This window comes from Nocardia niigatensis NBRC 100131 (assembly GCF_000308655.1).
Classification (GTDB): domain Bacteria; phylum Actinomycetota; class Actinomycetes; order Mycobacteriales; family Mycobacteriaceae; genus Nocardia; species Nocardia niigatensis.
In genome coordinates this window covers 103729-124106 of the sequence record NZ_BAGC01000035.1, presented here as the reverse complement: position 1 = coordinate 124106, position 20378 = coordinate 103729, and the positions used below count along the sequence as shown (strand labels likewise).

Annotated in this window: 21 protein-coding genes; 11 read left to right on the top strand and 10 right to left on the bottom strand. The window is 67.9% G+C overall.

Features of this window, described 5'->3' with window-relative positions:
- Positions 1-35: 35 nt before the first annotated feature.
- On the bottom strand, positions 36-665 hold the full coding sequence (locus ON33_RS10165; protein WP_218001396.1) for a hypothetical protein: 630 nt from the start codon (positions 663-665) through the stop codon (positions 36-38).
- A gap of 147 nt (positions 666-812) precedes the next feature.
- Positions 813-1370 carry a TetR family transcriptional regulator gene (locus ON33_RS10160; protein ID WP_040857735.1) on the bottom strand — a complete coding sequence of 186 codons (558 nt, stop codon included), beginning with the start codon at positions 1368-1370 and terminating at the stop codon, positions 813-815.
- Between the two features lie 67 nt (positions 1371-1437).
- Here ON33_RS10160 and ON33_RS10155 point away from each other — a divergent pair, with 67 nt between their 5' ends.
- The 6 genes from ON33_RS10155 to ON33_RS10130 all read left to right on the top strand — a co-directional run bounded on the left by ON33_RS10155 (position 1438) and on the right by ON33_RS10130 (position 8947).
- The gene (locus ON33_RS10155; RefSeq protein ID WP_040857732.1) at positions 1438-2385 is read left to right on the top strand and encodes a haloalkane dehalogenase; all 948 of its coding nucleotides are present in this window, start codon (positions 1438-1440) and stop codon (positions 2383-2385) included.
- Positions 2382-4028 carry a sulfatase-like hydrolase/transferase gene (locus tag ON33_RS10150; RefSeq protein WP_040857730.1) on the top strand — a complete coding sequence of 549 codons (1647 nt, stop codon included), beginning with the start codon at positions 2382-2384 and terminating at the stop codon, positions 4026-4028. Before ON33_RS10155 ends, ON33_RS10150 begins: the two co-directional genes overlap by 4 nt.
- Positions 4018-5502: a hypothetical protein gene (locus ON33_RS10145; RefSeq protein ID WP_040857728.1), complete on the top strand. Its 1485-nt coding sequence runs from the start codon at positions 4018-4020 to the stop codon at positions 5500-5502. Before ON33_RS10150 ends, ON33_RS10145 begins: the two co-directional genes overlap by 11 nt.
- Positions 5503-5922: 420 nt before the next feature.
- Positions 5923-6345, top strand: coding sequence for a (R)-mandelonitrile lyase (locus ON33_RS10140; RefSeq protein ID WP_040857726.1), 423 nt, complete (start codon positions 5923-5925; stop codon positions 6343-6345).
- 29 nt (positions 6346-6374) lie between these two features.
- Positions 6375-7409: a zinc-dependent alcohol dehydrogenase family protein gene (locus ON33_RS10135; protein ID WP_040857724.1), complete on the top strand. Its 1035-nt coding sequence runs from the start codon at positions 6375-6377 to the stop codon at positions 7407-7409.
- Positions 7410-7579: 170 nt separating this feature from the next.
- On the top strand, positions 7580-8947 hold the full coding sequence (locus ON33_RS10130; protein WP_063710969.1) for a glycosyltransferase 87 family protein: 1368 nt from the start codon (positions 7580-7582) through the stop codon (positions 8945-8947).
- 27 nt (positions 8948-8974) lie between these two features.
- Here ON33_RS10130 and ON33_RS10125 read toward each other — a convergent pair whose 3' ends face one another.
- Positions 8975-9373 (bottom strand): DUF6463 family protein, encoded by a 399-nt coding sequence (locus ON33_RS10125; RefSeq protein WP_063710977.1) that lies wholly within the window; start codon positions 9371-9373, stop codon positions 8975-8977.
- Positions 9374-9498: 125 nt separating this feature from the next.
- Between ON33_RS10125 and ON33_RS10120 the strand changes: the two genes are divergently transcribed.
- Positions 9499-10074 carry a TetR/AcrR family transcriptional regulator gene (locus ON33_RS10120; protein ID WP_040857722.1) on the top strand — a complete coding sequence of 192 codons (576 nt, stop codon included), beginning with the start codon at positions 9499-9501 and terminating at the stop codon, positions 10072-10074.
- Positions 10075-10080: 6 nt separating this feature from the next.
- Here ON33_RS10120 and ON33_RS10115 read toward each other — a convergent pair whose 3' ends face one another.
- Positions 10081-10815 (bottom strand): glutamine amidotransferase, encoded by a 735-nt coding sequence (locus tag ON33_RS10115; RefSeq protein ID WP_040857721.1) that lies wholly within the window; start codon positions 10813-10815, stop codon positions 10081-10083.
- A gap of 86 nt (positions 10816-10901) precedes the next feature.
- Here ON33_RS10115 and ON33_RS10110 point away from each other — a divergent pair, with 86 nt between their 5' ends.
- On the top strand, positions 10902-11576 hold the full coding sequence (locus tag ON33_RS10110) for a class I SAM-dependent methyltransferase (protein WP_040857719.1): 675 nt from the start codon (positions 10902-10904) through the stop codon (positions 11574-11576).
- Between the two features lie 107 nt (positions 11577-11683).
- On the opposite strand, the gene ON33_RS10105 is transcribed toward ON33_RS10110, so the two are convergent.
- From ON33_RS10105 to ON33_RS10090, 4 genes are all read right to left on the bottom strand, one after another.
- Positions 11684-12847 (bottom strand): polyprenyl synthetase family protein, encoded by a 1164-nt coding sequence (locus ON33_RS10105; protein ID WP_083868794.1) that lies wholly within the window; start codon positions 12845-12847, stop codon positions 11684-11686.
- Between the two features lie 149 nt (positions 12848-12996).
- Positions 12997-13977: a terpene synthase family protein gene (locus ON33_RS10100; RefSeq protein ID WP_051151864.1), complete on the bottom strand. Its 981-nt coding sequence runs from the start codon at positions 13975-13977 to the stop codon at positions 12997-12999.
- A 117-nt stretch (positions 13978-14094) separates the two neighbouring features.
- Entirely contained in the window at positions 14095-14871 is a 777-nt protein-coding gene (locus ON33_RS10095) for an ABC transporter permease (protein WP_040857717.1), read from the bottom strand.
- Positions 14868-15518, bottom strand: coding sequence for an ABC transporter ATP-binding protein (locus ON33_RS10090; RefSeq protein WP_245550460.1), 651 nt, complete (start codon positions 15516-15518; stop codon positions 14868-14870). Before ON33_RS10090 ends, ON33_RS10095 begins: the two co-directional genes overlap by 4 nt.
- Positions 15519-15914: 396 nt before the next feature.
- Between ON33_RS10090 and ON33_RS10085 the strand changes: the two genes are divergently transcribed.
- Positions 15915-16361, top strand: coding sequence for a nuclear transport factor 2 family protein (locus ON33_RS10085; protein WP_040857713.1), 447 nt, complete (start codon positions 15915-15917; stop codon positions 16359-16361).
- On the opposite strand, the gene ON33_RS10080 is transcribed toward ON33_RS10085, so the two are convergent.
- Positions 16322-16597 carry a hypothetical protein gene (locus tag ON33_RS10080; protein ID WP_051151862.1) on the bottom strand — a complete coding sequence of 92 codons (276 nt, stop codon included), beginning with the start codon at positions 16595-16597 and terminating at the stop codon, positions 16322-16324. The genes ON33_RS10085 and ON33_RS10080 overlap by 40 nt on opposite strands.
- A gap of 10 nt (positions 16598-16607) precedes the next feature.
- The gene (locus ON33_RS10075; protein WP_040857711.1) at positions 16608-17177 is read right to left on the bottom strand and encodes a hypothetical protein; all 570 of its coding nucleotides are present in this window, start codon (positions 17175-17177) and stop codon (positions 16608-16610) included.
- Between the two features lie 231 nt (positions 17178-17408).
- On the opposite strand from ON33_RS10075, the gene ON33_RS10070 reads away from it, so the two are divergent.
- Complete coding sequence (locus ON33_RS10070; protein ID WP_040857709.1) at positions 17409-18629, top strand: transcriptional regulator; 1221 nt, start codon at positions 17409-17411, stop codon at positions 18627-18629.
- A 191-nt stretch (positions 18630-18820) separates the two neighbouring features.
- On the top strand, positions 18821-20338 hold the full coding sequence (gene adh, locus ON33_RS10065; protein ID WP_040857707.1) for an aldehyde dehydrogenase: 1518 nt from the start codon (positions 18821-18823) through the stop codon (positions 20336-20338).
- The last annotated feature ends 40 nt before the right edge of the window (positions 20339-20378 follow it).

Sequence of the window (20378 nt, the reverse complement as noted above, 5' to 3'; positions counted from 1 at the left end):
GCCCACATTCAACAGTGACCAGAGGTCCGTAATTGTCACGATTCGCCGGCGCGGTCGCGGCCCTCGACGAAGAACTCGTAAACCGCGTTCGCATCACCCAGGGAGGTGAGTGTGCGTGCGGCGCCGAAGGATTCGTTCCAGAAGGGGCCGGTGGGCTGGTCCCGGGGGCCTACGTAGGCGTAGGGGGCGGGGATGTGGGAGTCGCCGGGTGAGACGCCGTAGTTGATGCGGTCGGCGGTGATGGCCAGGTCGAAGTGTTCGGGCCAGAGGACGGGGGTTTCGGCGGGCTCGAGGCGGCGTAGGGCCCGGTTGCCCCAGTCGAAGGCGCGGGCGACGGTGTGGGCGTGGTCGAAGTCGACCTGGATGGGGTCGGTGAGTATGCAGCCGGAGGAGTCGGCGTACAGGTCCGCGGGTGCGCCGGCGTCGATTCCGGCATGGGCCGCGAGGTCGGCATAGGTTGTGCCGCTGAGCTTTCCGATCACCGTGCCGGCGACCAGCAGGAGGTCGCCGTCCACCGCGATGAACGGAGGATGGATCGTGGCGAATCCCCCGGCGGCGGGGCGCAGCTTGATGGTGCCGTGGGCACGGTATTGCGGCCCTGCCATCAGAAGTTCGGCCACGCCGTGCAGGCAGCGGCGGGTCATGGCGTAGTCGTCTGATGCCAAGGGAGCGTCCTTCCTCCGGTGGGTATCTCGGCTATGTCCGGAAGCGTATTCGACGGATTCGTGCGATGCGGTCAGCGCGCGGCGAAGGGGTGGCCGGCGATGAGTTCGGTGCGGTCGATCGACGAGGGCCACTTTCGAGTGGCCCACTCAGCCGGTGAGCAGGCGGGTGAGGACGGTTGTCACCGAGGCGCGGGCGTCGGCTACGGACAGGGACTGGTGGCGGCGCAGGACATCCCAGGATTCCCAGGAGCAGAGAGCGTAGGCGGCCTCGCGGACGGGGGCGTCGAGGTTCTCGAGTTCGGGAAGATGCGTGCGCAGGTGGGCCCGCAGTGCGGCACGGCTCTCGTCCAATCGTTCGGAGAGGACGGGGGATTCGTGTTCGCGCAGCAGTGCCGCGCGACGGGTGGCCGACACCCGCTCGAACAGTTCGGCCCGCAGCGCGACGAGTCGATCGATGCGTTCGGTGAGTTCCCCGTTCACGGGCTCCATGAGCACGACCCAGTGCCGGGCGATCTGAGTCTGCGCGGCATCCAGATACAGCGTCTCCAGGTCGCGGAAATGGTGATACACCGAGCGGGTCGCCACGCCCGCGCGTTCGGCCACAGCCTGCGCGGTGGGCTGTAGCGTGCCCTCGTCGATCAACGCCAGGGCGGCCTCGAGCACCGCCTGACGGTTCTTGGCACCTCGTGCGGTCCGTCCATCCATCGACGGCCACGCTACACGCGCCCCGAAGAAGTTGCAGACATCATGCAACAACATTATCGTCGGCCCCATGCACGCACTGCGGACACCGGACGAACGGTTCGCCGATCTGCCGGACTTCCCTTTCGAACCCCACTACCTCGAGGTCGAGGCGGGCGACGGCAGCGCAACCCGCTTGCGGTCGCACTACCTCGACGAGGGCCCGCGCGACGGTGAGGTCGTCCTGCTGCTGCACGGCGAACCGTCCTGGAGCTTTCTGTACCGCCATCTGATCCCGCCGCTGGTCGCAGCCGGGAAACGCTGCGTCGCACCGGATCTCATCGGTTTCGGCCGTAGCGACAAGCCCGCCGACCGCGCCGACTACACCTATGCCCGCCACGTCGAATGGCTACGCGAGGCACTGTTCGACCACCTGGACCTGTCCGGGATCACCCTGGTCTGCCAGGACTGGGGCGGACTGCTCGGCCTGCGACTGGTCGCCGAGCATCCCGACCGCTTCGCCCGGGTGGTGGTCGCCAACACCGGCCTGCCCACGGGCGAGGCCAAACTGACCGACGCCTTCAGCGCCTGGCAGCGGTTCTCGCAGGAGACCCCGGAATTCCCGGTCGGCGGCATCATCGCGGGCGGCTGCCATACCGAGCTCTCCCCCGACGTAGTGGCCGCCTACGACGCCCCCTTCCCGGACGAGACCTACAAGGCGGGCGCACGAGCCTTCCCGCTACTGGTCCCCACCCGTCCCGACGATCCCGCCGGTCCCGCCAACAAACAGGCGTGGGAACAGCTGGCGCACTTCGGAAAACCGGTACTCACCGCCTTCTCCGACGGAGACCCGATCACCGCGGGCGGCCACCGCATCTTCCAGGAGCGGGTGCCCGGCGCCGCCGGTCAGCCCCACACCACGATCGTCGGCGCCGGTCACTTCCTGCAGGAGGACCGCGGGCCGGAACTCGCGGCAGTGGTCGCCGAGTTCATCGCCGCCAACCCGACTCCCGACAACACTGGAGGATCCGCGAAATGATCAGCAGGCGAGGATTTTTCGGCACCGGCGCGATGGCCGGGGCCACCGCCGCCGCGGTCGCCGCCACCGGCCCGGCCGCCGCGACACCGCGGCGCATGGACGCTCATCCGGACCGTCCCAATATCCTGGTGGTCCTGGTCGACGAGATGCGTAGCCCGATGTGGTTCCCCGAGCAGTCGGTGCTCGACACCATCCTGCCGAATATCGCAGCGCTGCGGAGCAAGTCGGTCTCCTTCGAGCAGCACTACACCGCCGCCAACGACTGCACCCCCTCGCGCGGGGCGCTGGTCACCGGCCTGTACTCGCATCAGACCGGCTGCCTGTCCACCTCGCAGTCGGAGCTCGCGGCGGCCTTCCCGACCTGGGGGTCCATGCTGCGGGAACAGGGCTACCGCACCTCCTGGTGGGGCAAATGGCATCTGGGCCACTACGCCGACACCACTCCCGGCGGCCTGGATCGCTACGGCTTCGACGGCGGCACCTACCCCTCGCCGAACGGCGCGCCCGAGCAGGGCCTGCAGATGGACGGGCGCATAGTCGACCAGTTCGTCGACTGGTTCAATACCGATGCGGGACAAGGCCCCTGGTGCACGACGGTGTCGCTGGTCAACCCACACGACATCCAGTGGTGGCCCCGCTGGACGCGACGCACGCTGGCGTTCAACAACATTCCGCGCTGGATCAATGACCTGCCGGGCAATTTCGAAACCCTCGAACAGCTCTCGCGTAAGCCGCGGCTGCAGAAGGCCCTGGTGGAGGTATCGGCCGCGACGTTCGGGCTGGCACCCTACGGCACGCCCGGTGCCGACCAGGAGTGGATCGACATGCGCAACCTCTACCTGTGGTTCCAGCAGCAGGTCGACATCCAGATCGGGCGCGTGCTCGACGAATTGGCGACCCAGCCGGAGGTCGCGGCGAACACGGTCGTGGTGTTCACCTCCGATCACGGCGACTATGCCGGGTCGCACGGCCTGCACGGCAAGGGTGGCGGCGCCTACGACGAGGCGATCCGCGTGCCGCTGTTCATCCATGACCCGCGCGGTCAGCTGACCGCCGCGCCCGGCACCCGCGACCAGCTGACCTCCAGCATCGACCTGGCCGCACTGCTGCTCACCATCGGCACCGGCGGCAACGGCTGGCGGGCCGACGACCGGTACGCGCACCTGGCCGGCCGGCACGACATCGCCTCGGTGGCCGCCGATCCGCGCGCACCCGGGCGGCCATGGATTCTGCACACCACCGACGAGCACTCCATCGAGGAGGCGGCGGTCCGGTTCAACGGCGACGCACCCGGTCATGTCATCGCACTGCGGACTGCGGATGCCAAGTTCGTCCGATACTCGCACTGGGTACCGGGTTCCGCGCAGATCGACCCCGCCGAGCAGGAGGAGTACGAGCTCTACGACTACGCGACCCAGGACGGACAGCTCGAACTGGACAATGTCGCGGCCGTCGGCAGCGACCTGCGCGACACCATGAGCCGGTTGCACGACGAGGCGGTCAGCACCGAACTGCACCAGCCGCTACCCGCCTATCTGCAGCAGGCCCAGCAGGACGGATGGAACGATTACAACACCCAGACGGCGAAGCCCTTCGGCGAGCAGCTCTCCGACTTCCTGCGGGACGGTATCGGTGCGAAATAGCGTCCGGGCGAACCTCGTCACCGGTGCCACCGCCGGACTGCTCGCCACAGTAGCCGGGACCGCGGCCGCCCTCCCGATTCCCGCCGTGCCCGGGGCACCGGCCGGATTCGCCGGCAATCCGGCTGTGGCACAACCGGTCACCGATGTGCCGCCGGTGCCGCAGCACCCGTATCTCGCGCCCAACGGCAACTCCGGCATCCACGACGACGGGTGGATGAGCAACACCAGCACCCGGCCGGGACCGCTCGGGCACGACCCCCGCGTGGTGTCGGCGGTGATCGGCGGGGAGTGCGGATCGATCACCTTCGACCGCGCCGGCCGCATCGTCACGACCTGCATCGGGCCCTCCCCCGCGCTGTATCTGCTCGACCCGGTCACCTTGAACGTGCTGGGCCGCAGCGCATTGCCGGGCGATCCGGGCGCGTTCCTGCGGCCGGGGGCCTTCGGCAACTTCACCGGCGGCGCCTACTTCTATCTGGACAATGCCGATCGTGCGGTGATCGCGTCTCGCGACGGCCACATCCGGGTGTTCGCCGAGAATCCCGGCGGCGACGGTTTCACCCTCGACCACGATTACGACCTGACCGGTGTGCTGCGGCCCGGGGAGACCTTCAACTCGGCGCTGCCCGACAGCAACGGCCTGCTCTGGTTCGTCACCCGGACCGACGGCGTGGTCGGCACCCTCGACCTGAACACCGGTGCCGCACAGGTGATCCGGCTCGGCGAAGGCGCCGAGGGCGAGATCGAGAACTCCTTCGCGGTCGGCAATGACGGCGATGTGTACATCGCCACCAACCGAGAGCTGCTGCGCTTCGATGCCGGGCCCGGTGGCGAACCCGCCATCACCTGGCGGGTCGCCTACGCCAACAGTGGACAGCACAAGCCCGGCCAGGTCGATGACGGCACGGGCACGACGCCCACCATCCTGTCCGGTGGCTATGTCGCCATCACCGACAACGCCGATCCGATGAACGTCGTCGTCTACCGCACCGCGCCCGGGGCGGCCCAGCGTCAGGTATGCGCGGTGCCCGTGTTCGGCGCCGGGACAAGCGATACCGAGAACTCGTTGATCTCAGCGGGCAATGCGCTGATCGTGGAGAACAACTACGGCTACACCGGGCCCGAGGCCACCCTGCTGGGCAAGACCACCACCCCTGGATTCGCCCGCATCGATATCGATCCCGATGGCAATGGCTGCCATCAGGTGTGGGCCAATACGACCGCGGCCGCGCCCACCGTGGTGCCCAAGCTGTCGCTGGCCACCGGCCTGATCTACACCTACACCAAGGGCACCGACGTCAGCGATCCCTGGTATTTCACGGCCCTCGATTTCCGCACCGGAGCAACGGTCTGGAAGCAGCTCACCGGCACCGGCCCCGGATTCAACAACAACTACGCCGGAATCACGATCGGCCCCGACAGCACCGCGTATCTCGGTGTGATCCCGGGCCTGATCGCCGTCCACGACGGGTAAACGATCGAGAGCCGCTGCACGGCACCGGCTCTCGATTCTACAGCCGCCCGCCGCCGCCCACGGGTTGACCGGCACCGACCGCATGCCCCGAGCTGTCCAGCAGCCGCCCCACGACTTGAACGCTCGGAACACGAGGCGCTGGTCGACGACGACCGCATCATTGAGCGCATTGGCCGTACGGCCGAGAAGGTCGCGGGCCAGATCCCGGTAGCTGGCCCGGCCGTTGTGCTGGAGCGCCAGGAACAGGTCGCGATCAGCCGACTGGAAGGTCCGGTAGCCGTCAGTGGACACGTGATCGCCTGCGGCAGACCGACCGGCATCTACGAGCGATCCTGGCCCGAACCATCGGGTCGGGCGGAAGCGGATTCGGCAGGTGGCAAATAATCAGCTGTGATGACTTCTTCGATCGGAGGAGAACGCATGGAACGCCTGACCAACCCGCCCACCGGGAAGGGCCCGGCCGACTGGTTCACCGGCGATGTCTGGTTCGACCAGATCTACAGGGGCGAGGAACCGTCACGAACCCGGATCAACACCGTCCGCTTCGCGCCGTGCGCCCGCACCGCCTGGCACACCCACGCGGTCGGGCAGACGCTGCACGTCACCGAGGGCATCGGACTGGTCGCCACCCGCAACGGCCGCGTCATCGTGATGCGGCCCGGCGACACCGTCCACACCCCGCCCGGCGAATGGCATTGGCACGGAGCGGTTTCCGACCGCTTCATGAGCCACCTCGCCATCTGGGAGGGCACCGGCGACCCCGACCAGCCCGAAACCACCTGGGGCGAACACGTCACCGGCGACGACTACGCCCACGCCGCCGCGCACCTCCCCCAGCACTGACCGAAATCGGCACCGAGCGAAGGAGTCTCATGCGAGCGACCTACATGTACGGTGCCGGTGACGTCCGCGTCATCGACGCTCCCGACCCCGGCATCCAGCACCCGACCGACGCCCTGGTCCGGGTGGTCCGCAGCTGCGTGTGCGGATCGGATCTGCATCCCTACCACAACATGCCGGTCTCGGAGCGCGGCCGATCCATGGGGCACGAGTTCGTCGGCATCGTCGAGGACATCGGCAGTGAGGTCCGCTCGGTCCGCAAGGGCGAGTTCGTCATCGCCCCGTTCGCCTGGTCCGACGGCACCTGCGATTTCTGCCGCGAAGGCTTGCAGACCTCGTGCCGCCACGGCGGATTCTGGAACGCGGGCGACGTCCGCGGCGGCCAGGCCGAGGCCGTCCGCGTGCCACTCGCCGACGGGACCCTCGTCCCGGTGCCGGTCGAGGAGAACTCGCCGCTGATCCCATCGCTGCTGACACTGTCGGACGTCTACGGCACCGGCTATCACGCGGCGGTGAAGGCGCGGGTCGGCGCGGACACCACCGTGACCGTGATCGGCGACGGCGCGGTCGGTCTCATGGGCGTGCTGTCCGCACGACAGCTGGGCGCACCGCGCGTCATCCTCATGGGCCGCCACAAGGAACGCACCGACCTGGGCCGCGAGTTCGGAGCCACCGATGTCGTCGCCGAGCGCGGTGACGAGGGTATCGCCGCGGTACGCGAATTGACCCGGGGCGACGGCACTCACGTCGTCATCGAAGCGGTCGGCCATCTGCCCGCCTACCAGCAAGCCCTGGGCGTGGTCCGGCCCGGCGGCGTGATCAGCCGTGTCGGCGTCCCGCAATACGACGAGGCTCCGGTCGGCTGGCCCCTCTTCGGCCCCAACATCACCCTCACCGGCGGTCCCGCACCCGCGCGCGCCTACATCGAGACCCTGCTTCCGGCAGTCCTCGACGGCAGCGTGGACCCGGGGCGGGTCTTCGATACCGAACTCCCCCTCGAGGAGACCGCCGAGGGCTACCGCGCCATGGATCAGCGTCGCTCCCTGAAGGTCCTCCTCCGCCCCTGAGGTCATCTCGAGACATTCACAGGAATGGTTCGCGACACGCGCCGACCGGTGGTAACCGGCGATTTCGACGCTCCCGGACATCACCTACGCGCCGGGGCCGGGTGGCGATCGCGTGGGCGCCTCACTACGGTGGGGCGGGCAGTCGGAAGCCCGGAACCGGGGGTGTGTGGATGCCGTTGTCGACGGTCGAACAGGTGACCGCCACGAATCAGGATGCGCCGCAGCGGCGCTCGATTCCACCGGCCGCGGTGTGGCTGGTAGCGGTGCTGGGCGGATTGGCCGGGTGGTACTACCTCGGTCAGCTGCTGGCCGCGCCGCGCACGATGCTGCACCTGGTCGATCTCGGCGTCTATCAGATCGCGGCCGACCGTGTGGTGCACGATGTTTCGGTGTACGACACCCCGTTGCGCGGGCACACGCGCGGCGTGTGGGAGTTCGTGTACACCCCGTTCGCGGCACTGCTGTTCGTGCCGCTGGCGGCACTGCACGGCACGCTGTTCACCTGGGTCGGCGGCCTCGCGAATTTCGCCATGCTCACCGGATCCGTCTGGGCGGCACTGTCGGTGCTCGGTTATCGCCGTGACCGGCGCATGCTGATCATGGGACCGACCGCCGCGGCCCTGCTGCTGCTGTGCGAGCCGATCCGCGAGACCGTGGCCTTCGGCCAGGTCAACATCCTGCTGCTGCTTCTGGTGCTGGCCGATATGGCACTGCCCGATTCATCCCGTTTCAAGGGCGTGCTGACCGGAATCGCGGCCGGCATCAAGCTCACCCCGGCCTTCTTCATCCTCTATTTCCTGGTCACCCGTCGAATCCGGGCCGCCGCCACGGCGACCGGCTCCCTGGTCGCGACCATGGTGATCGGTCTGGCTGTGCTGCCGAAGGATTCGCTGACCTTCTGGAGTGGCGCCTTCGCCGACCCGACCCGCGTCGGTGTCCCGGATAACCCGCAGAACGAATCCCTGCGCGGCATGCTCGCCCGCACCCTGGGTGCGGGCGGCGGCATCCAAATACTGTGGCTCGCAGCCGCTCTCGCCATCGCGGCGGTCTGCTTGCTGCTGGCCCGCCGCCTCTCGTTCACCGGCCGCGAACTCCCCGCCGTCGTCCTGTGCGGCCTGACCAGTACGGTCGTCTCCCCTTACAGCTGGATCCACCACTGGGTCTGGCTGGCTCCCCTGCTGATCTACCTGGCCGACCTCGCCCTGCGCCACCGCTCCCTGCCCACCGCCGCCGGCCTCCTCGCCGTCTTCCTCGTCTGCTCGGGCGGCGTCTTCGATCTGCTGGACCTGCACTACGGCAGCGTCTTCGACCTCCCCGGCCACGGCCCCTTCGCCGTCGTGGACCACAACGCCTACATCTGGCTCACCCTCGCCCTGTTCGCCGCCACCGCTATCGCCGTACGCCGCGATTCCGAACCACTCACCGCGCTCTGGGCTCGGAAATCCGCGCGCCCGCACAGTTCGGGCGGCGCGGATTCCGAATCCGGCTCCAGCGCAGGAGGTTCCCCGACAGCGGCAACCTCGGCTTCTGGTTCCTGAACAGCAAAGGCGCGCTGCGGAACCCGCTTACGCGGTGGTCACGGTGTGGCCACTGCGGGTCGCGCGGCGGCTTCCGGCCAGTAGTAGTCCGCTCGCGACCAGGATCATCGGCCACGGGGTGAGGATGAGTGCCGCGGCGATGAGCAGGCTCCAGATTCCCAGTGCCCAGGCGAGGAAGGCGGGTGGCGTGATGTCGTGGCGGTCCAGCCACAGTATGGTCACGCCGATGAGGGCGAGCGGGACGCCGAAGCTCGCCACCGAGAGCCAGAAGGCGCTGTTCTCCGGGCTCATCGCGGCGAGGTCGTCACCCCAGAGTCCACCGGTGAACCAGGTTCCGGCGTGGCCGGCCGCCCGTTCCACCGTGAGGGCGAGCAGTGTGTGTGCGGCTCCGAAGATCGTGATCAGCCAGCCTGCCCATTTGATCATGTCGAGCACCCCTTGGTCGTTGCTGGGCCACCGCCCGATTCTGTTATACGGTGGCGTATATCAAGCAGGCTAGGCGCTGATATACGGTGCCGTATATACCGGGATCAGTGAGAGGAGCCACACCCATGGGCGTGCCCCGCACTCCGCGCGAGGCGTGGATCGAGCAGGGCTTGCGAACCCTGGCCGGCAACGGTGTGGACGCGGTTCGCGTCGAAGTGCTGGCCAAGGCGCTCGGGGTCACCAAGGGCGGGTTCTACGGCTACTTCGCCGACCGCGGCGCGCTGCTGGAGGCCATGCTAGACACCTGGGAGCGTGAGAGCGTCGATGAAGTCCTCGAACACATTGCGCACGAACAGGATCCCCGTGCCAAGGTCGTCCTTGCCGGCCGGCTCACCCTGTCCGATGATCGGTTGCTGTCCATCGACCTCGCCGTCCGCGACTGGGCCCGCCGCGACGATGCGGTCGCCGAGCGTCTGCGCCGGGTCGACGACCGTCGCATGGACGTGCTGCGCGAGGCGATCGGCACCTTCTGCACCGACCCCGACGAGATCGAAGCACGCAGCCTGCTCGCCTTCTGCCTGGCCATCGGCCTGCACTTCCTCGGTGCCGATCACAAGGGCCGCACCCGCGAGGAGGTTCGCGCCCGCGCCTCCTCGATCATTCTCGACTCGGCGCAGCGTCCCGACGGCACCGCGCGATGAGGCGTCTCACACGCGATATCGGGTGACGAAGCGGCGCAGGAACTCCTGCGGTACCGTGATGCGTTCGCGGTGCCCGAGCGCGGTCAGGTAGTCGGCCTCGCTCGGGTCGAAATAGCCTTCGTGCCGGTAGATTTCGATGCGCAGGGCAAGTCCACGGCCGTCGAGCTCCGGGTGGAACTGGGTGGCGTAGACGTTCTCGCCGACCCGCACCGCCTGCACCGGGCAGGCGGCCGATTGCGCCAGCAGTACCGAGCCCGGCGGGACATCCTGACACGACTCCTTGTGTCCGACGAACGCCCGGAACGTATCCGGAAGTCCTTGCATCAAAGGGTCTTTCGCCGCGTCGTCGGTGAGTTCGATGGTGGTGGCCCCGGGTGTTTCGGCGTAGCCCTCGGTCCCGACCCGTCCGCCCAGCGCGTCGGCCAGCACGCTCAGCCCGTAACACGCACCCAGATAAGGGAAGTCGCGGCGCACGATCTCCATGAGCAGCTTCTTCAGCTCGGGCTCGAAGACCCGCTGATAGTCGTACTTCTTGGCCTCGGGGTAGCTGAGATTGCTCGGCCCGCCGCCGACGATCACCGCCCAGTGATCCTCGAGATCCAGGTCGGGCATCCCGCGATTCATCTCGACGCGCACCACGTCCGCGGCCGAGAGACCGCCTGCGTAGAGGATTGCTTCGTACTCCTGATCGGAGGCCGCTTGCTCGGGTCGCAGCTGCAACAGCAGACAAGACTTGGGCATGACCACATTGTGGGCGGTCCGGCCGCTCCGATTGACGGCTATGCGGGGATTGACCTCGAGTGGGGTCGAGGTTGCAGGCTGGAAGCATGACTCGACCAGTAGAAACCTGGAACGCCGTCTACGACGAGGACACCGCGCCGTGGGTGATCGGCGAACCTCAGCCCGCAATCGTGGCGCTCGAGCGCGCCGGCGAGATCAGCGGCCGCATCCTCGAACCCGGCTGCGGCGCCGGGGAGCACACCATCCTGCTCACCCGCCTCGGCTACGACGTGCTCGGCGTCGACTTCGCCCCCAGCGCAATCGAATACGCCCGCGCGAATGCCGACGCACAGGGCGTCCCTGCCGTGCAATTCCAGGTCGCCGACGCCCTGGCTCTCGCCGGGAACACCGACTTCGCGGGCGATCCCCCGGGTTCGGCACCCGCCTTCGACACCGTTGTAGACAGCGCCCTGTTCCATGTCTTCGGCACCGAACCCGAGGTCCGCGCCGCCTACGTCCGCAATCTCCACGCGGTCTGCAAGCCCGGCGGCGTGATCCACCTCCTGGCCCTCTCCGATGCCGAACCCGGCTTCGGCCCGCGCATCAGCGACACCGTGATCCGGGAGTCCTTCGGCGCGGGCTGGGATCTGGAACGCCTCGAACCGACCCGCTACCGTGGCCGGGTCACCGCCGCCGTCGCCGATCAAGCGGCCGGCCTCGAGGTGTCTCCCACGGGCCTGGTGGACGTCGCGGCCTGGATAGCACGCATCCGGAGGCTCTGATAGAGTCCGGGCCACCTCATCAGTGATTCTTCTGAAAAGACAAAGTACGTGTAACCAACGGTTACACGTACTTTGGTTTTCGGCTCCCCTCTCGTGCTCGCGGCGGCCTAGTGATCGCGGTGTGCCATCAGCTCGGCCAACGCGGTCAGATCGTCGGAGGCGAGATCGCGGGGCAGTGCCGCGAACGCGGCGTCCAGGGCGGCGGACGCGCGGCGCAGGGTGCGCTGGCGGCCGCCGGCCTCCTCGATCAGGTCCGCCGCCCTGGACGCGCGGGCCGCGTTCATGGGATGGCGGGCGTGATAGAGCCGGGCCAGTTCCCGCCCGGCGGGTGTGCCCGATTCCAGGGCGCACACCACCGGGAAGGACTGTTTGCGGTGAATCAGGTCGCTGTGCGCGGGTTTTCCGGTGATCTCGGGATCGCCCCAGATGTCGATGAAGTCGTCGACGAGCTGGAAGACGAGCCCGATCTCGATGCCGAAGGTGTGCATGGCCGAGACCACGCGGTGGTCGGCCCCGGCGCACAGCGCACCCAGCGCGCACGCACAGCCCAGTAGCGCGCCGGTTTTCCCGGCGGCCATGGCCAGATACTCGTCGACGCTGACGGTGGGCCGGGTCTCGAAGGCGCAGTCCGCGTACTGACCCCGGCACAGCGTGACCGTCGCCTTGGCCAGGCGGATGACCGCCTCGGAGGTGACGGTCTCGGGCGCGCCGTCGCACAGCACGCCGAGCGCCACGGCCTGCATCGCGTCGCCGAGCAGCGTCGCATTGGTCTCACCCCAGATCCGCCAGACCGTGGGCCTGCCGTGCCGGAATGGATCGGTGTCCATGACGTCATCGTGCACGAGTGAGAAGTTGTGCAGCAGTTCGACGGCCGCCGCGGCGTGGACCGATTCCTCGACGGCGCCGCCACAGGCCGCGGCGGCCGCGAAGGTCAGGGCCGGGCGCAGCGCCTTGCCCTGCGCGGCGGTGACGACGTTCCCCTCGGGATCACACCAGCCGAAGTGGTAGCCGGCCATCACGTCCAGGGGTTCGGCCAGCGCTCCGACCGCCGACCGCAGCACCGGGTCGATGGCGGCCCGGGCCTCGGACAGGCGTCTGCGGGCTCTTCGCTCGGTGCCCGCGTCGAGCGGGCGGGATATGGATTCGGGTGCGCGGACGCGGGTTTCGTCATGCCCGGCCAGGGCGGCCGTGACCGGGCGGGACAGTCCCCACCGGCGCTTGCTCTCGGTGTGCTGTCCCACGGTGAATCGGATCGGTTTCGATGCTCGCATAATCGGCCCCGCTCGCTCGGACACGGTCGCCGCAGCCACCCGGTGGCGGCTGGGTAGCCATGCTCAGAAGTAGCTCATAGTCCCATCGCAGCCTGAAACCTGGGGGTTGCCTGCGGATTTCATTTCGGCAACGCCGGCGGGTTCCGTGCTCAGGTCAGTGGCAGGCCGTGCTCGAGCGCTTCCGCTGGGGCGCTCGTGTAGCGGGCCGCCTGGTAGTGGTAGTCGTGGTTGGCGCGGACGTAGACGGTGTAGTTCTGGGCGGTGACCAGGGCGTCGGCGCGCTCGCGGCCGGTGAGGCCGGCGTCGTCGAGTTCGGTCGGCAATCGTTGCATCGCCTCGATCATGTGCTCGATGCACTCGGAGAGCATGCCGTTGACCAGTTGCCGGGCCTGAGCTCGGTTGTGCCCGTGGTGATACTGCGCGAGCAGAACCGAGTTGTAGAGGTAGCCGGAGGCCTCGTCGGAGGCGACCGACAACACATCGTTGAACAGGCCCATGTGCTCGACGGCGGCCATGCGCAGGGCGCGCATGGCGGGCAGGTGCCGGACGGCTGCGGACAGGTCCACCCCCTCGGCGCGTTCGCTGATATCGAGAAACACGTACAGCGCCACGCCGTCTCGCCGATGCGCGCGGTAGGTTTCGAGGTCGGGGAGGTTGCCCGAGAGCCTCCCGACGCTCTCGGTGTAGTAGGTCCAGAGCCAGTCGTGGATCTCCCGGCGCACGCTCTGCCGCCAGGGTGCCGACCGGCCGTGGCACAGGCGCTTCCAGAGATCATCGAAGGCAACGGCCAGGACACCGGAAGGCGTTGTCGTACCGTCCAGTACAGCCTCGATTGCGGTGATGGCCTCCAAACACCGGCGTGGATCGGGAATTTCGATGTCGAACTGATCGTCGACGATGAAAGCCCATGCGGTGTACTGGCTCAACAGCGTGAGCTCGGCGACGTCCGCGCTGGGACACCACAGGGCGTACATCCGGGCCGGGCGGGTGCGTTCCATGCGACGGCGGGTGGGCGCGGTCGGGACCAGCCCGTAGGCTTCCAGCCAGGACCACATGCCCGCTTCGGCTGCCGGCTCGGCGGGGTTGACACCCGCGGTGTCGAACGGCATGAAGAACTCGATTACTTCCATACGAAACTACCTATCCCCCAAGCATTTTACCGGCGACATCGTAACGATAACGGCATTTCGGACGTTTGCACTCGCATATGAAATCCCACTCATCAGGATTCTGCGAACAGTGTGCCGTCAGTCGGGGAGCCGGACCAGGCGCTGCGCGCTGTCGAAGAGGGTGCGCTCGGCCACCCGCGTGGCCGCCAGTGCGGCCAGGGTCGTGGCGGCGAGCAGCATATACATTACGACGATCTGGTAGCGGATGGCCGTGAGCGGATCCACGCCCGCCAGAATCAAACCCGTCATCGCGCCCGGCAAACTGATCAGACCGACCACCTTGGTCGAGTCGATGGCCGGAATCAGGGCGGTGCGCAGCGCGGACCGCCGGTTGGGCAGGAACGACTGGTGGGCCGAAAGCCCCAGCGCCAGCCGTGCTTCCACGGCATCGCGAGCCCGGCGCGCGTCCTCCACCAAGCGGCGCAACGCGATTCCGGTCGACTGCATGGCCGACGACACGATCATCCCGCCCACCGGCACCACCACCCGCGCCTGCGTCGAGATGATGCCGAGCACGATGAGCGCGCCCAGCGTGATGGACGCGCCGAACGACACTCCGATGGTCGCCGAGCGCGTCGCGTGCGGCAGCCCCGCGCCGCGCCGACCCGCCACCTGCCCGGCGATCACGATCATGAGCACCACCCAGCCCAGCGCGCCCGGCAAACCGGTGTGGCGGAACAGGATCAGCAGAATCGCGCCCACCGCGATCAGCTGCACGCCGGCCCGGGCGGCTGCGATCAGCAGTTCCCGCGTCAGATGCAACTGCTGCCGGTAGGCGATGGCCGCCGCCAGCGCGACCAGGACCAGCGAGGCGCCGACGCCTGTCCAGTCGGGAACCGAAAGTCCCTGGGTCATGGCTGATTTCCCGTCTGCGCGCCGCGGGTGAGTCGGCCGGCCGCCAGCGTCCACACCTCGTCCGACACCTCGGCGACGAACCCCGGATCATGGCTGACCAGCACCACGCTGCCGCCGGCCCCCACATGCGCCCGGATCAGCTCACCGATCGCCACCGCCGAGGCCCCGTCCAGCGCCGAGGTCGGCTCGTCGAGCAGCAGCACCCGCGGCTCCACCGCCAGCGCCCGCGCCAGGCAAACCCGTTGCGCTTCACCCCCGGACAGCTCGGCGCAGCGGCGCGCCGCGAACCCCTCGGGCAAACCGACCACCCCGAGCAACTCCGAGACTCGCTCGGCATCGACCGCCCGCCCCACGCGCACCTCCTCGGCGACCGTATCGGTGAGCAGTACCGGCCGCTGCGGCACCAGCCCCACCTGTCGCCGCAGCGCCAGCACATCCAGGTCGCTTATCGGAACCCCGTTCAGCAGCACCCGCCCGCTGTCGGGTTCCTCGAATCGATTCAGCAACCGCAGCAGCGTCGTCTTGCCCGCCCCGCTCGGACCGACCACAGCCGTGCACCGCCCGGCCGCGAAGGTCGCGTCGACCTCCGCGAGTACCGAGGTCGATCCGTGGCCGAGACTGACCCGCTCCAAGACAATGCAGGGCACCGCCTCACCTTGCCGCATTCGGGTTGCGTGATGCGGTGCGGGGGTCCGTCTACTCGGCCGACGTGGCCGGAAGACCGAGCCCCTCCGTGAGTTCGGCCCGGTAGGCGCGGTCGGGATCGATGAGCGCCTGCGCGGCGACGGCCACCAGCAGGGCCTGATAGCGGGCTCCGACGGTTCGGCCCGCCTCGTCCGCGTCGGTTTCGCCGAAGAGCCGGGCCAGACCCGCCCGCGACTCGTCGATCTGCTCGGCGAGCTGGGGGCCGGCCGATATGGTTCTGCGCTCCGAACGAGATCTATTGCATGCCCGTATATTTCGGAAATGGCAAGATCAACGCCTGCCTTGCCGTACGGTGGCCCACCGTCCCTGAAGAGTTATCGGCACCACTCGGAGGCACCATGCTGTCCCTGCAGGAGATTTCGGACCGGATGGAAATAGAGGACCTCATGGTCCGCTATTCCCACGCCGTGGACACCCATCAGTGGGAGCTGCTGGACGAGATCTTCACCCGCGACGCCCACATCGACTACACCGCCATGGGCGGCCCGGCCGGTGACCTGGAATCCACCAAGAAGTTCCTGGCCACCGTCATGCCGAATTTCTCGGCCTTCCAGCACATGATCGCCAACTCCTCCATCCACGTGGAGGGCGATCACGCCACCGCCCGCACGATGTGCCACAACCCCATGCTGGTCACGGGTGCCGATGGCGCGCGGCAGCTCATGATGTGTGGCCTCTGGTACCACGACACCTTCGTGCGAGTGGACGGCCAATGGCGTATCCAACAGCGAGTAGAGGAGAAGAGCTATATGTTCATCGCCCCCGACGCGGTCCCCGAGAGCTGATCGAACAGGTCGCGGTAGCCGCGCAGTGCCTGCCGCATTTCCTCGGTGTCGGCGGCATCGCCCCGCGCCCAACGGCTTTCGAGCTCTTCGCGGCGGCGCGCGCACCGGTCGGACAGCTGTTCGAGGGCCTCGGCCACGAGTCCGTCGGCGCGGGTGACCGCGTCTCGGGGATCGTCGACGAATCGGATCTGAATATCGCGCCATTGCTCGCGCAGTGGATTCTGATCGGTTGACATGGATACTTCCTTACTTCCCGGTTCCGGCTTTTCCGGACCGGCCGGCGTCGACCAGGTCCACGAACAATTCGCGGTAGTCGACAATGGCCGAACGCATTTCCTCTGTGGATACATCGCCGTGGTCGGCTCGGGCGGCGATGTCGTGGGCTGAACGGAACCGGCTCAGCGGCCGTGCGTGCTCCACCGACAGGTCCGCCAGCTGCTGGTCGTAGCTCTCGCTCGGGTAGCCGCGATCCGTCATCGCCTGGGTGACCAGCCGGTCCGCCGCGTCCAGCGCGCCTGCCGGATCGTCGATGAACTGCGCCTGTACCTGAGCCCAGGCCGCCTGATAGCGGTGCGTCTCCTCCGCCGACAATTCCCGCAGGTCCAGCTCGTCGTGCCGCTTCTCGCGATCGGTGAGTTGCTGCTCGGCGATCCTGCGGTTCTCCGCCTGCTGCACCGTCCGGTCGTACTCCGGTCCGAATCGGTCCCGGAGGCGGCGACTTCGCATTCTGGGGCGCAGGCTCAACGCCGTCGCCAGGGTCAAGGCCACGATCGCGACGATCACCACGATCAGTACTGTCCACGCTGTACTCGACATTCGATCCTCCTGGTCGAGTCCGTTCTCTCTGTGTGGACGCAATGCCTCGAAACCGGAGGGTCAAACCCGGTTGATCGCCGCCGCTGCCGCGGCTCGGCGAGCGGAGCCGGGGATCCAGGTCGGCAGGTTGTGAAACAGCGCGCGGACTGCCGCGATTGCGGCCCGCGCGATGCGACCTCGCGCCATCATGGGATATCGCTCGGTCCGGTCGCACCGCGAGGAGTTTGCGCCATGACACAGCTGCCAGTCCCTTCGCACCAGCGTGCGGAGCTGGAGAAGGCCTGGGTGCGGTGGACCACGGCCTCTTCCGGCCACCCGCCCGGCACCGAGGTGGTGCTGCGCAACGAGGTGGCGGAGTCCTGGAAGCGGTCGCTGCGGACGGTTGATCCGACGCGCGCGGTGGCGCCCGGCACCGACCGGGACGAATTGGGTTCGCGCTGGGCCGAATCGCCGCTGCGCACGCCCATTACCGAGATGGCCGGTGAGCTCCGGGCGCTGGCGGAGGACTCGGGCATGGTCGCGGTGGTCACCGATGACACCGGGACCGTGCTCTTCAGCTGTGGCGACCGGTCGGTCCGGAGGCGGGCGGAGTCGGTGAATCTGGCTCCCGGCGGCTGCTGGGACGAACCGTACATGGGCACCAGCGGCGTCGCGCTGTCGCTGTACAGCGGCCGGCCCACCTCGGTCTGGGCCGCGGAGCATCTGGTGGAGGCGCTGCACGGCTGGGTCTGCTACTGTGCGCCGATCCGGGCCGCCGACGGTCGCCAGCTCGGCGTGCTGGATCTATCGACGTATTGGGATCGCTCGCATCCGCTCATCCTTACAACGGTCAGAGCCCTGGTGACAGCCATCGAAGCCCGAGTCCATGCCGGACAGTCCCGGCCCGTGGGCAATACCCGCCTGGAGTCGCTGGGGGTGCCGCGGCTCTACAAGCAGGGCAAGCAGATGGCGATGCGGCCGCGGCAGCTCGAGATCCTGACGCTGCTCGCCCTGGAACCCGAGGGGTTCACACCGGAACGCCTGCACGAAGCTGTTTATGGTGGTCGGTCGGTATCCTCCAGCACCCTCAAGGCCGATGTCTCCCGCCTGCGCGCCGCCACCGACGGTGGCATCGCCGACCGCCGCTACATGCTCATCGAACCCCTCGCCTGCGATGCGGTCGAACTGCTCGCGGCCCTCGAAGCGGGAGACCTCACCACCGCCGTGCGCCTGTATCGCGGTCCGCTGCTGCCGGATTCGGATGTTCCGGGCATCGTGCAGTGGCGCGAACACCTCGATGTCTGCCTGCGCACCGCCGTGCTCGCCGACCTCAACCCCGAGCACGCCCTGCGTTTCGGTCAGCGCTGCCCGGACGACATCGAGGTCCACGAGTACGCCCTGCGACTGCTCCCCCAGGGCGACAGCCGCCGGGCCCTGGCGACCGCGCGCCTGCACACCGCCTTGCGCTCCTAGATGGGCGCACTGCATGCGCGTTTGCGTGCTCTGCAGTAGCTGCCTCATGTGTGTCCGGATTGTCCGATACCGTCGCCCTCTGCGACGGCAGTGACTCAGCAACGTTTCGCCAACCCGACGCCAACCTCCCGCCAACCTTCGCGGTTCATAGTGACCCCCGTCACCGCAGATATGCGATCAGGAGCCGCGCCATGATCTATGCCAAACCCGGCACCGACGGGAGCATCGTCAGCTTCAACCGCCGCTATGACAACTTCATCGGGGGCGAGTGGAAAGCGCCGATCGAGGGCAGATACTTCGACAATCCCTCGCCGATCGACGGTGAAACCTTCTGCCAGGTGGCGCGTTCGAGCGCCGCGGACATCGATATGGCCCTCGAGGCGGCGCACCGGGCGGCCGAGGCCTGGGGTGCCACGTCGGTGACGGATCGTGCCAACATCCTGAACAAGATCGCCGACCGGATCGAGGCGAACCTGGAGCGCCTTGCCGTCGCCGAGACCTGGGAAAACGGCAAGCCGGTCCGCGAAACCCTCGCCGCCGACCTGCCTTTGGCGGTCGACCACTTCCGGTACTTCGCCGGCGCGATCCGCGCGCAGGAGGGCCACCTCTCTCAGATCGACGCCGACACCGTCGCCTATCACTTCCAGGAACCGCTGGGCGTGGTCGGGCAGATCATTCCGTGGAACTTCCCGATCCTCATGGCCACCTGGAAGCTCGCGCCCGCACTGGCCGCGGGCAACTGCGTCGTCATCAAGCCCGCCGAGCAGACGCCGGCCTCGCTGCTGCTGGTCATCGAGCTCATCGCCGACCTGTTGCCGCCCGGAGTCGTCAACGTGGTCAACGGTTTCGGCGTCGAGGCCGGAAAGCCACTGGCCTCCAGCCCGCGGGTGGCCAAGGTCGCCTTCACCGGCGAGACCACCACCGGCCGGCTCATCATGCAGTACGCCAGCGAGAACATCATCCCGGTCACGCTGGAACTCGGCGGCAAGAGCCCCAACATCTTCTTCCCCGACATCATGGCCGCCGACGACGACTTCCTCGACAAGGCCGTCGAGGGCTTCGTGATGTTCGCGCTCAACCAGGGCGAGGTCTGCACCTGCCCGTCGCGGGCGCTGATCCACTCGTCCATTTACGACGAGTTCATGGCCCGCTGTGTCGAGCGGACCAAGGCCATCAAGGGCGGCAATCCGCTCGACGACGCGACCATGATCGGCGCGCAGGCCAGTAACGACCAGTACGAAAAGATCCTCTCCTACATCGATATCGGCCGCAAAGAGGGCGCGAATGTGCTCACCGGCGGCGAGATGCGCAAGGTCGAGGGTTTCCCCAATGGGTACTACATCGAGCCGACGATCTTCGAGGGCCGCAATGACATGCGGATTTTCCAGGAGGAGATCTTCGGTCCGGTGGTAGCGGTGGCCCGCTTCGACAACGAGGTCGAAGCGGTAACCATCGCCAATGACACGCTGTACGGCCTCGGCGCCGGCGTATGGACCCGGGACGGCAGCGCCGCCTACCGGGTGGGCCGGGCCATCAAGGCCGGCCGGGTGTGGACCAACTGCTACCACGCCTATCCGGCGCACGCGGCCTTCGGCGGTTACAAGAAATCCGGCATCGGCCGTGAGAACCACCGCATGATGCTCGACCACTACCAGCAGACCAAGAACCTGCTCGTGTCGTACTCCCCGAAGAAGCTCGGATTCTTCTGAGCCGCACGCACTTCGAGTCCTTCGAACTGCGAGCCCTTCG

Coding starts and splice junctions, on each gene's coding strand:
- ON33_RS10095 (WP_040857717.1), bottom strand. CDS start 14,871: ATGACCCAGGGACTTTCGGTTCCCGACTGGACAGGCGTCGGCGCCTCG.
- ON33_RS10100 (WP_051151864.1), bottom strand. CDS start 13,977: ATGGAAGTAATCGAGTTCTTCATGCCGTTCGACACCGCGGGTGTCAAC.
- ON33_RS10155 (WP_040857732.1), top strand. CDS start 1,438: ATGCACGCACTGCGGACACCGGACGAACGGTTCGCCGATCTGCCGGAC.
- ON33_RS10110 (WP_040857719.1), top strand. CDS start 10,902: ATGACTCGACCAGTAGAAACCTGGAACGCCGTCTACGACGAGGACACC.
- ON33_RS10160 (WP_040857735.1), bottom strand. CDS start 1,370: ATGGATGGACGGACCGCACGAGGTGCCAAGAACCGTCAGGCGGTGCTC.
- ON33_RS10070 (WP_040857709.1), top strand. CDS start 17,409: ATGACACAGCTGCCAGTCCCTTCGCACCAGCGTGCGGAGCTGGAGAAG.
- ON33_RS10115 (WP_040857721.1), bottom strand. CDS start 10,815: ATGCCCAAGTCTTGTCTGCTGTTGCAGCTGCGACCCGAGCAAGCGGCC.
- ON33_RS10105 (WP_083868794.1), bottom strand. CDS start 12,847: ATGCGAGCATCGAAACCGATCCGATTCACCGTGGGACAGCACACCGAG.
- ON33_RS10150 (WP_040857730.1), top strand. CDS start 2,382: ATGATCAGCAGGCGAGGATTTTTCGGCACCGGCGCGATGGCCGGGGCC.
- ON33_RS10120 (WP_040857722.1), top strand. CDS start 9,499: ATGGGCGTGCCCCGCACTCCGCGCGAGGCGTGGATCGAGCAGGGCTTG.
- adh (WP_040857707.1), top strand. CDS start 18,821: ATGATCTATGCCAAACCCGGCACCGACGGGAGCATCGTCAGCTTCAAC.
- ON33_RS10135 (WP_040857724.1), top strand. CDS start 6,375: ATGCGAGCGACCTACATGTACGGTGCCGGTGACGTCCGCGTCATCGAC.
- ON33_RS10080 (WP_051151862.1), bottom strand. CDS start 16,597: ATGTCAACCGATCAGAATCCACTGCGCGAGCAATGGCGCGATATTCAG.
- ON33_RS10085 (WP_040857713.1), top strand. CDS start 15,915: ATGCTGTCCCTGCAGGAGATTTCGGACCGGATGGAAATAGAGGACCTC.
- ON33_RS10140 (WP_040857726.1), top strand. CDS start 5,923: ATGGAACGCCTGACCAACCCGCCCACCGGGAAGGGCCCGGCCGACTGG.
- ON33_RS10130 (WP_063710969.1), top strand. CDS start 7,580: ATGCCGTTGTCGACGGTCGAACAGGTGACCGCCACGAATCAGGATGCG.
- ON33_RS10075 (WP_040857711.1), bottom strand. CDS start 17,177: ATGTCGAGTACAGCGTGGACAGTACTGATCGTGGTGATCGTCGCGATC.
- ON33_RS10125 (WP_063710977.1), bottom strand. CDS start 9,373: ATGATCAAATGGGCAGGCTGGCTGATCACGATCTTCGGAGCCGCACAC.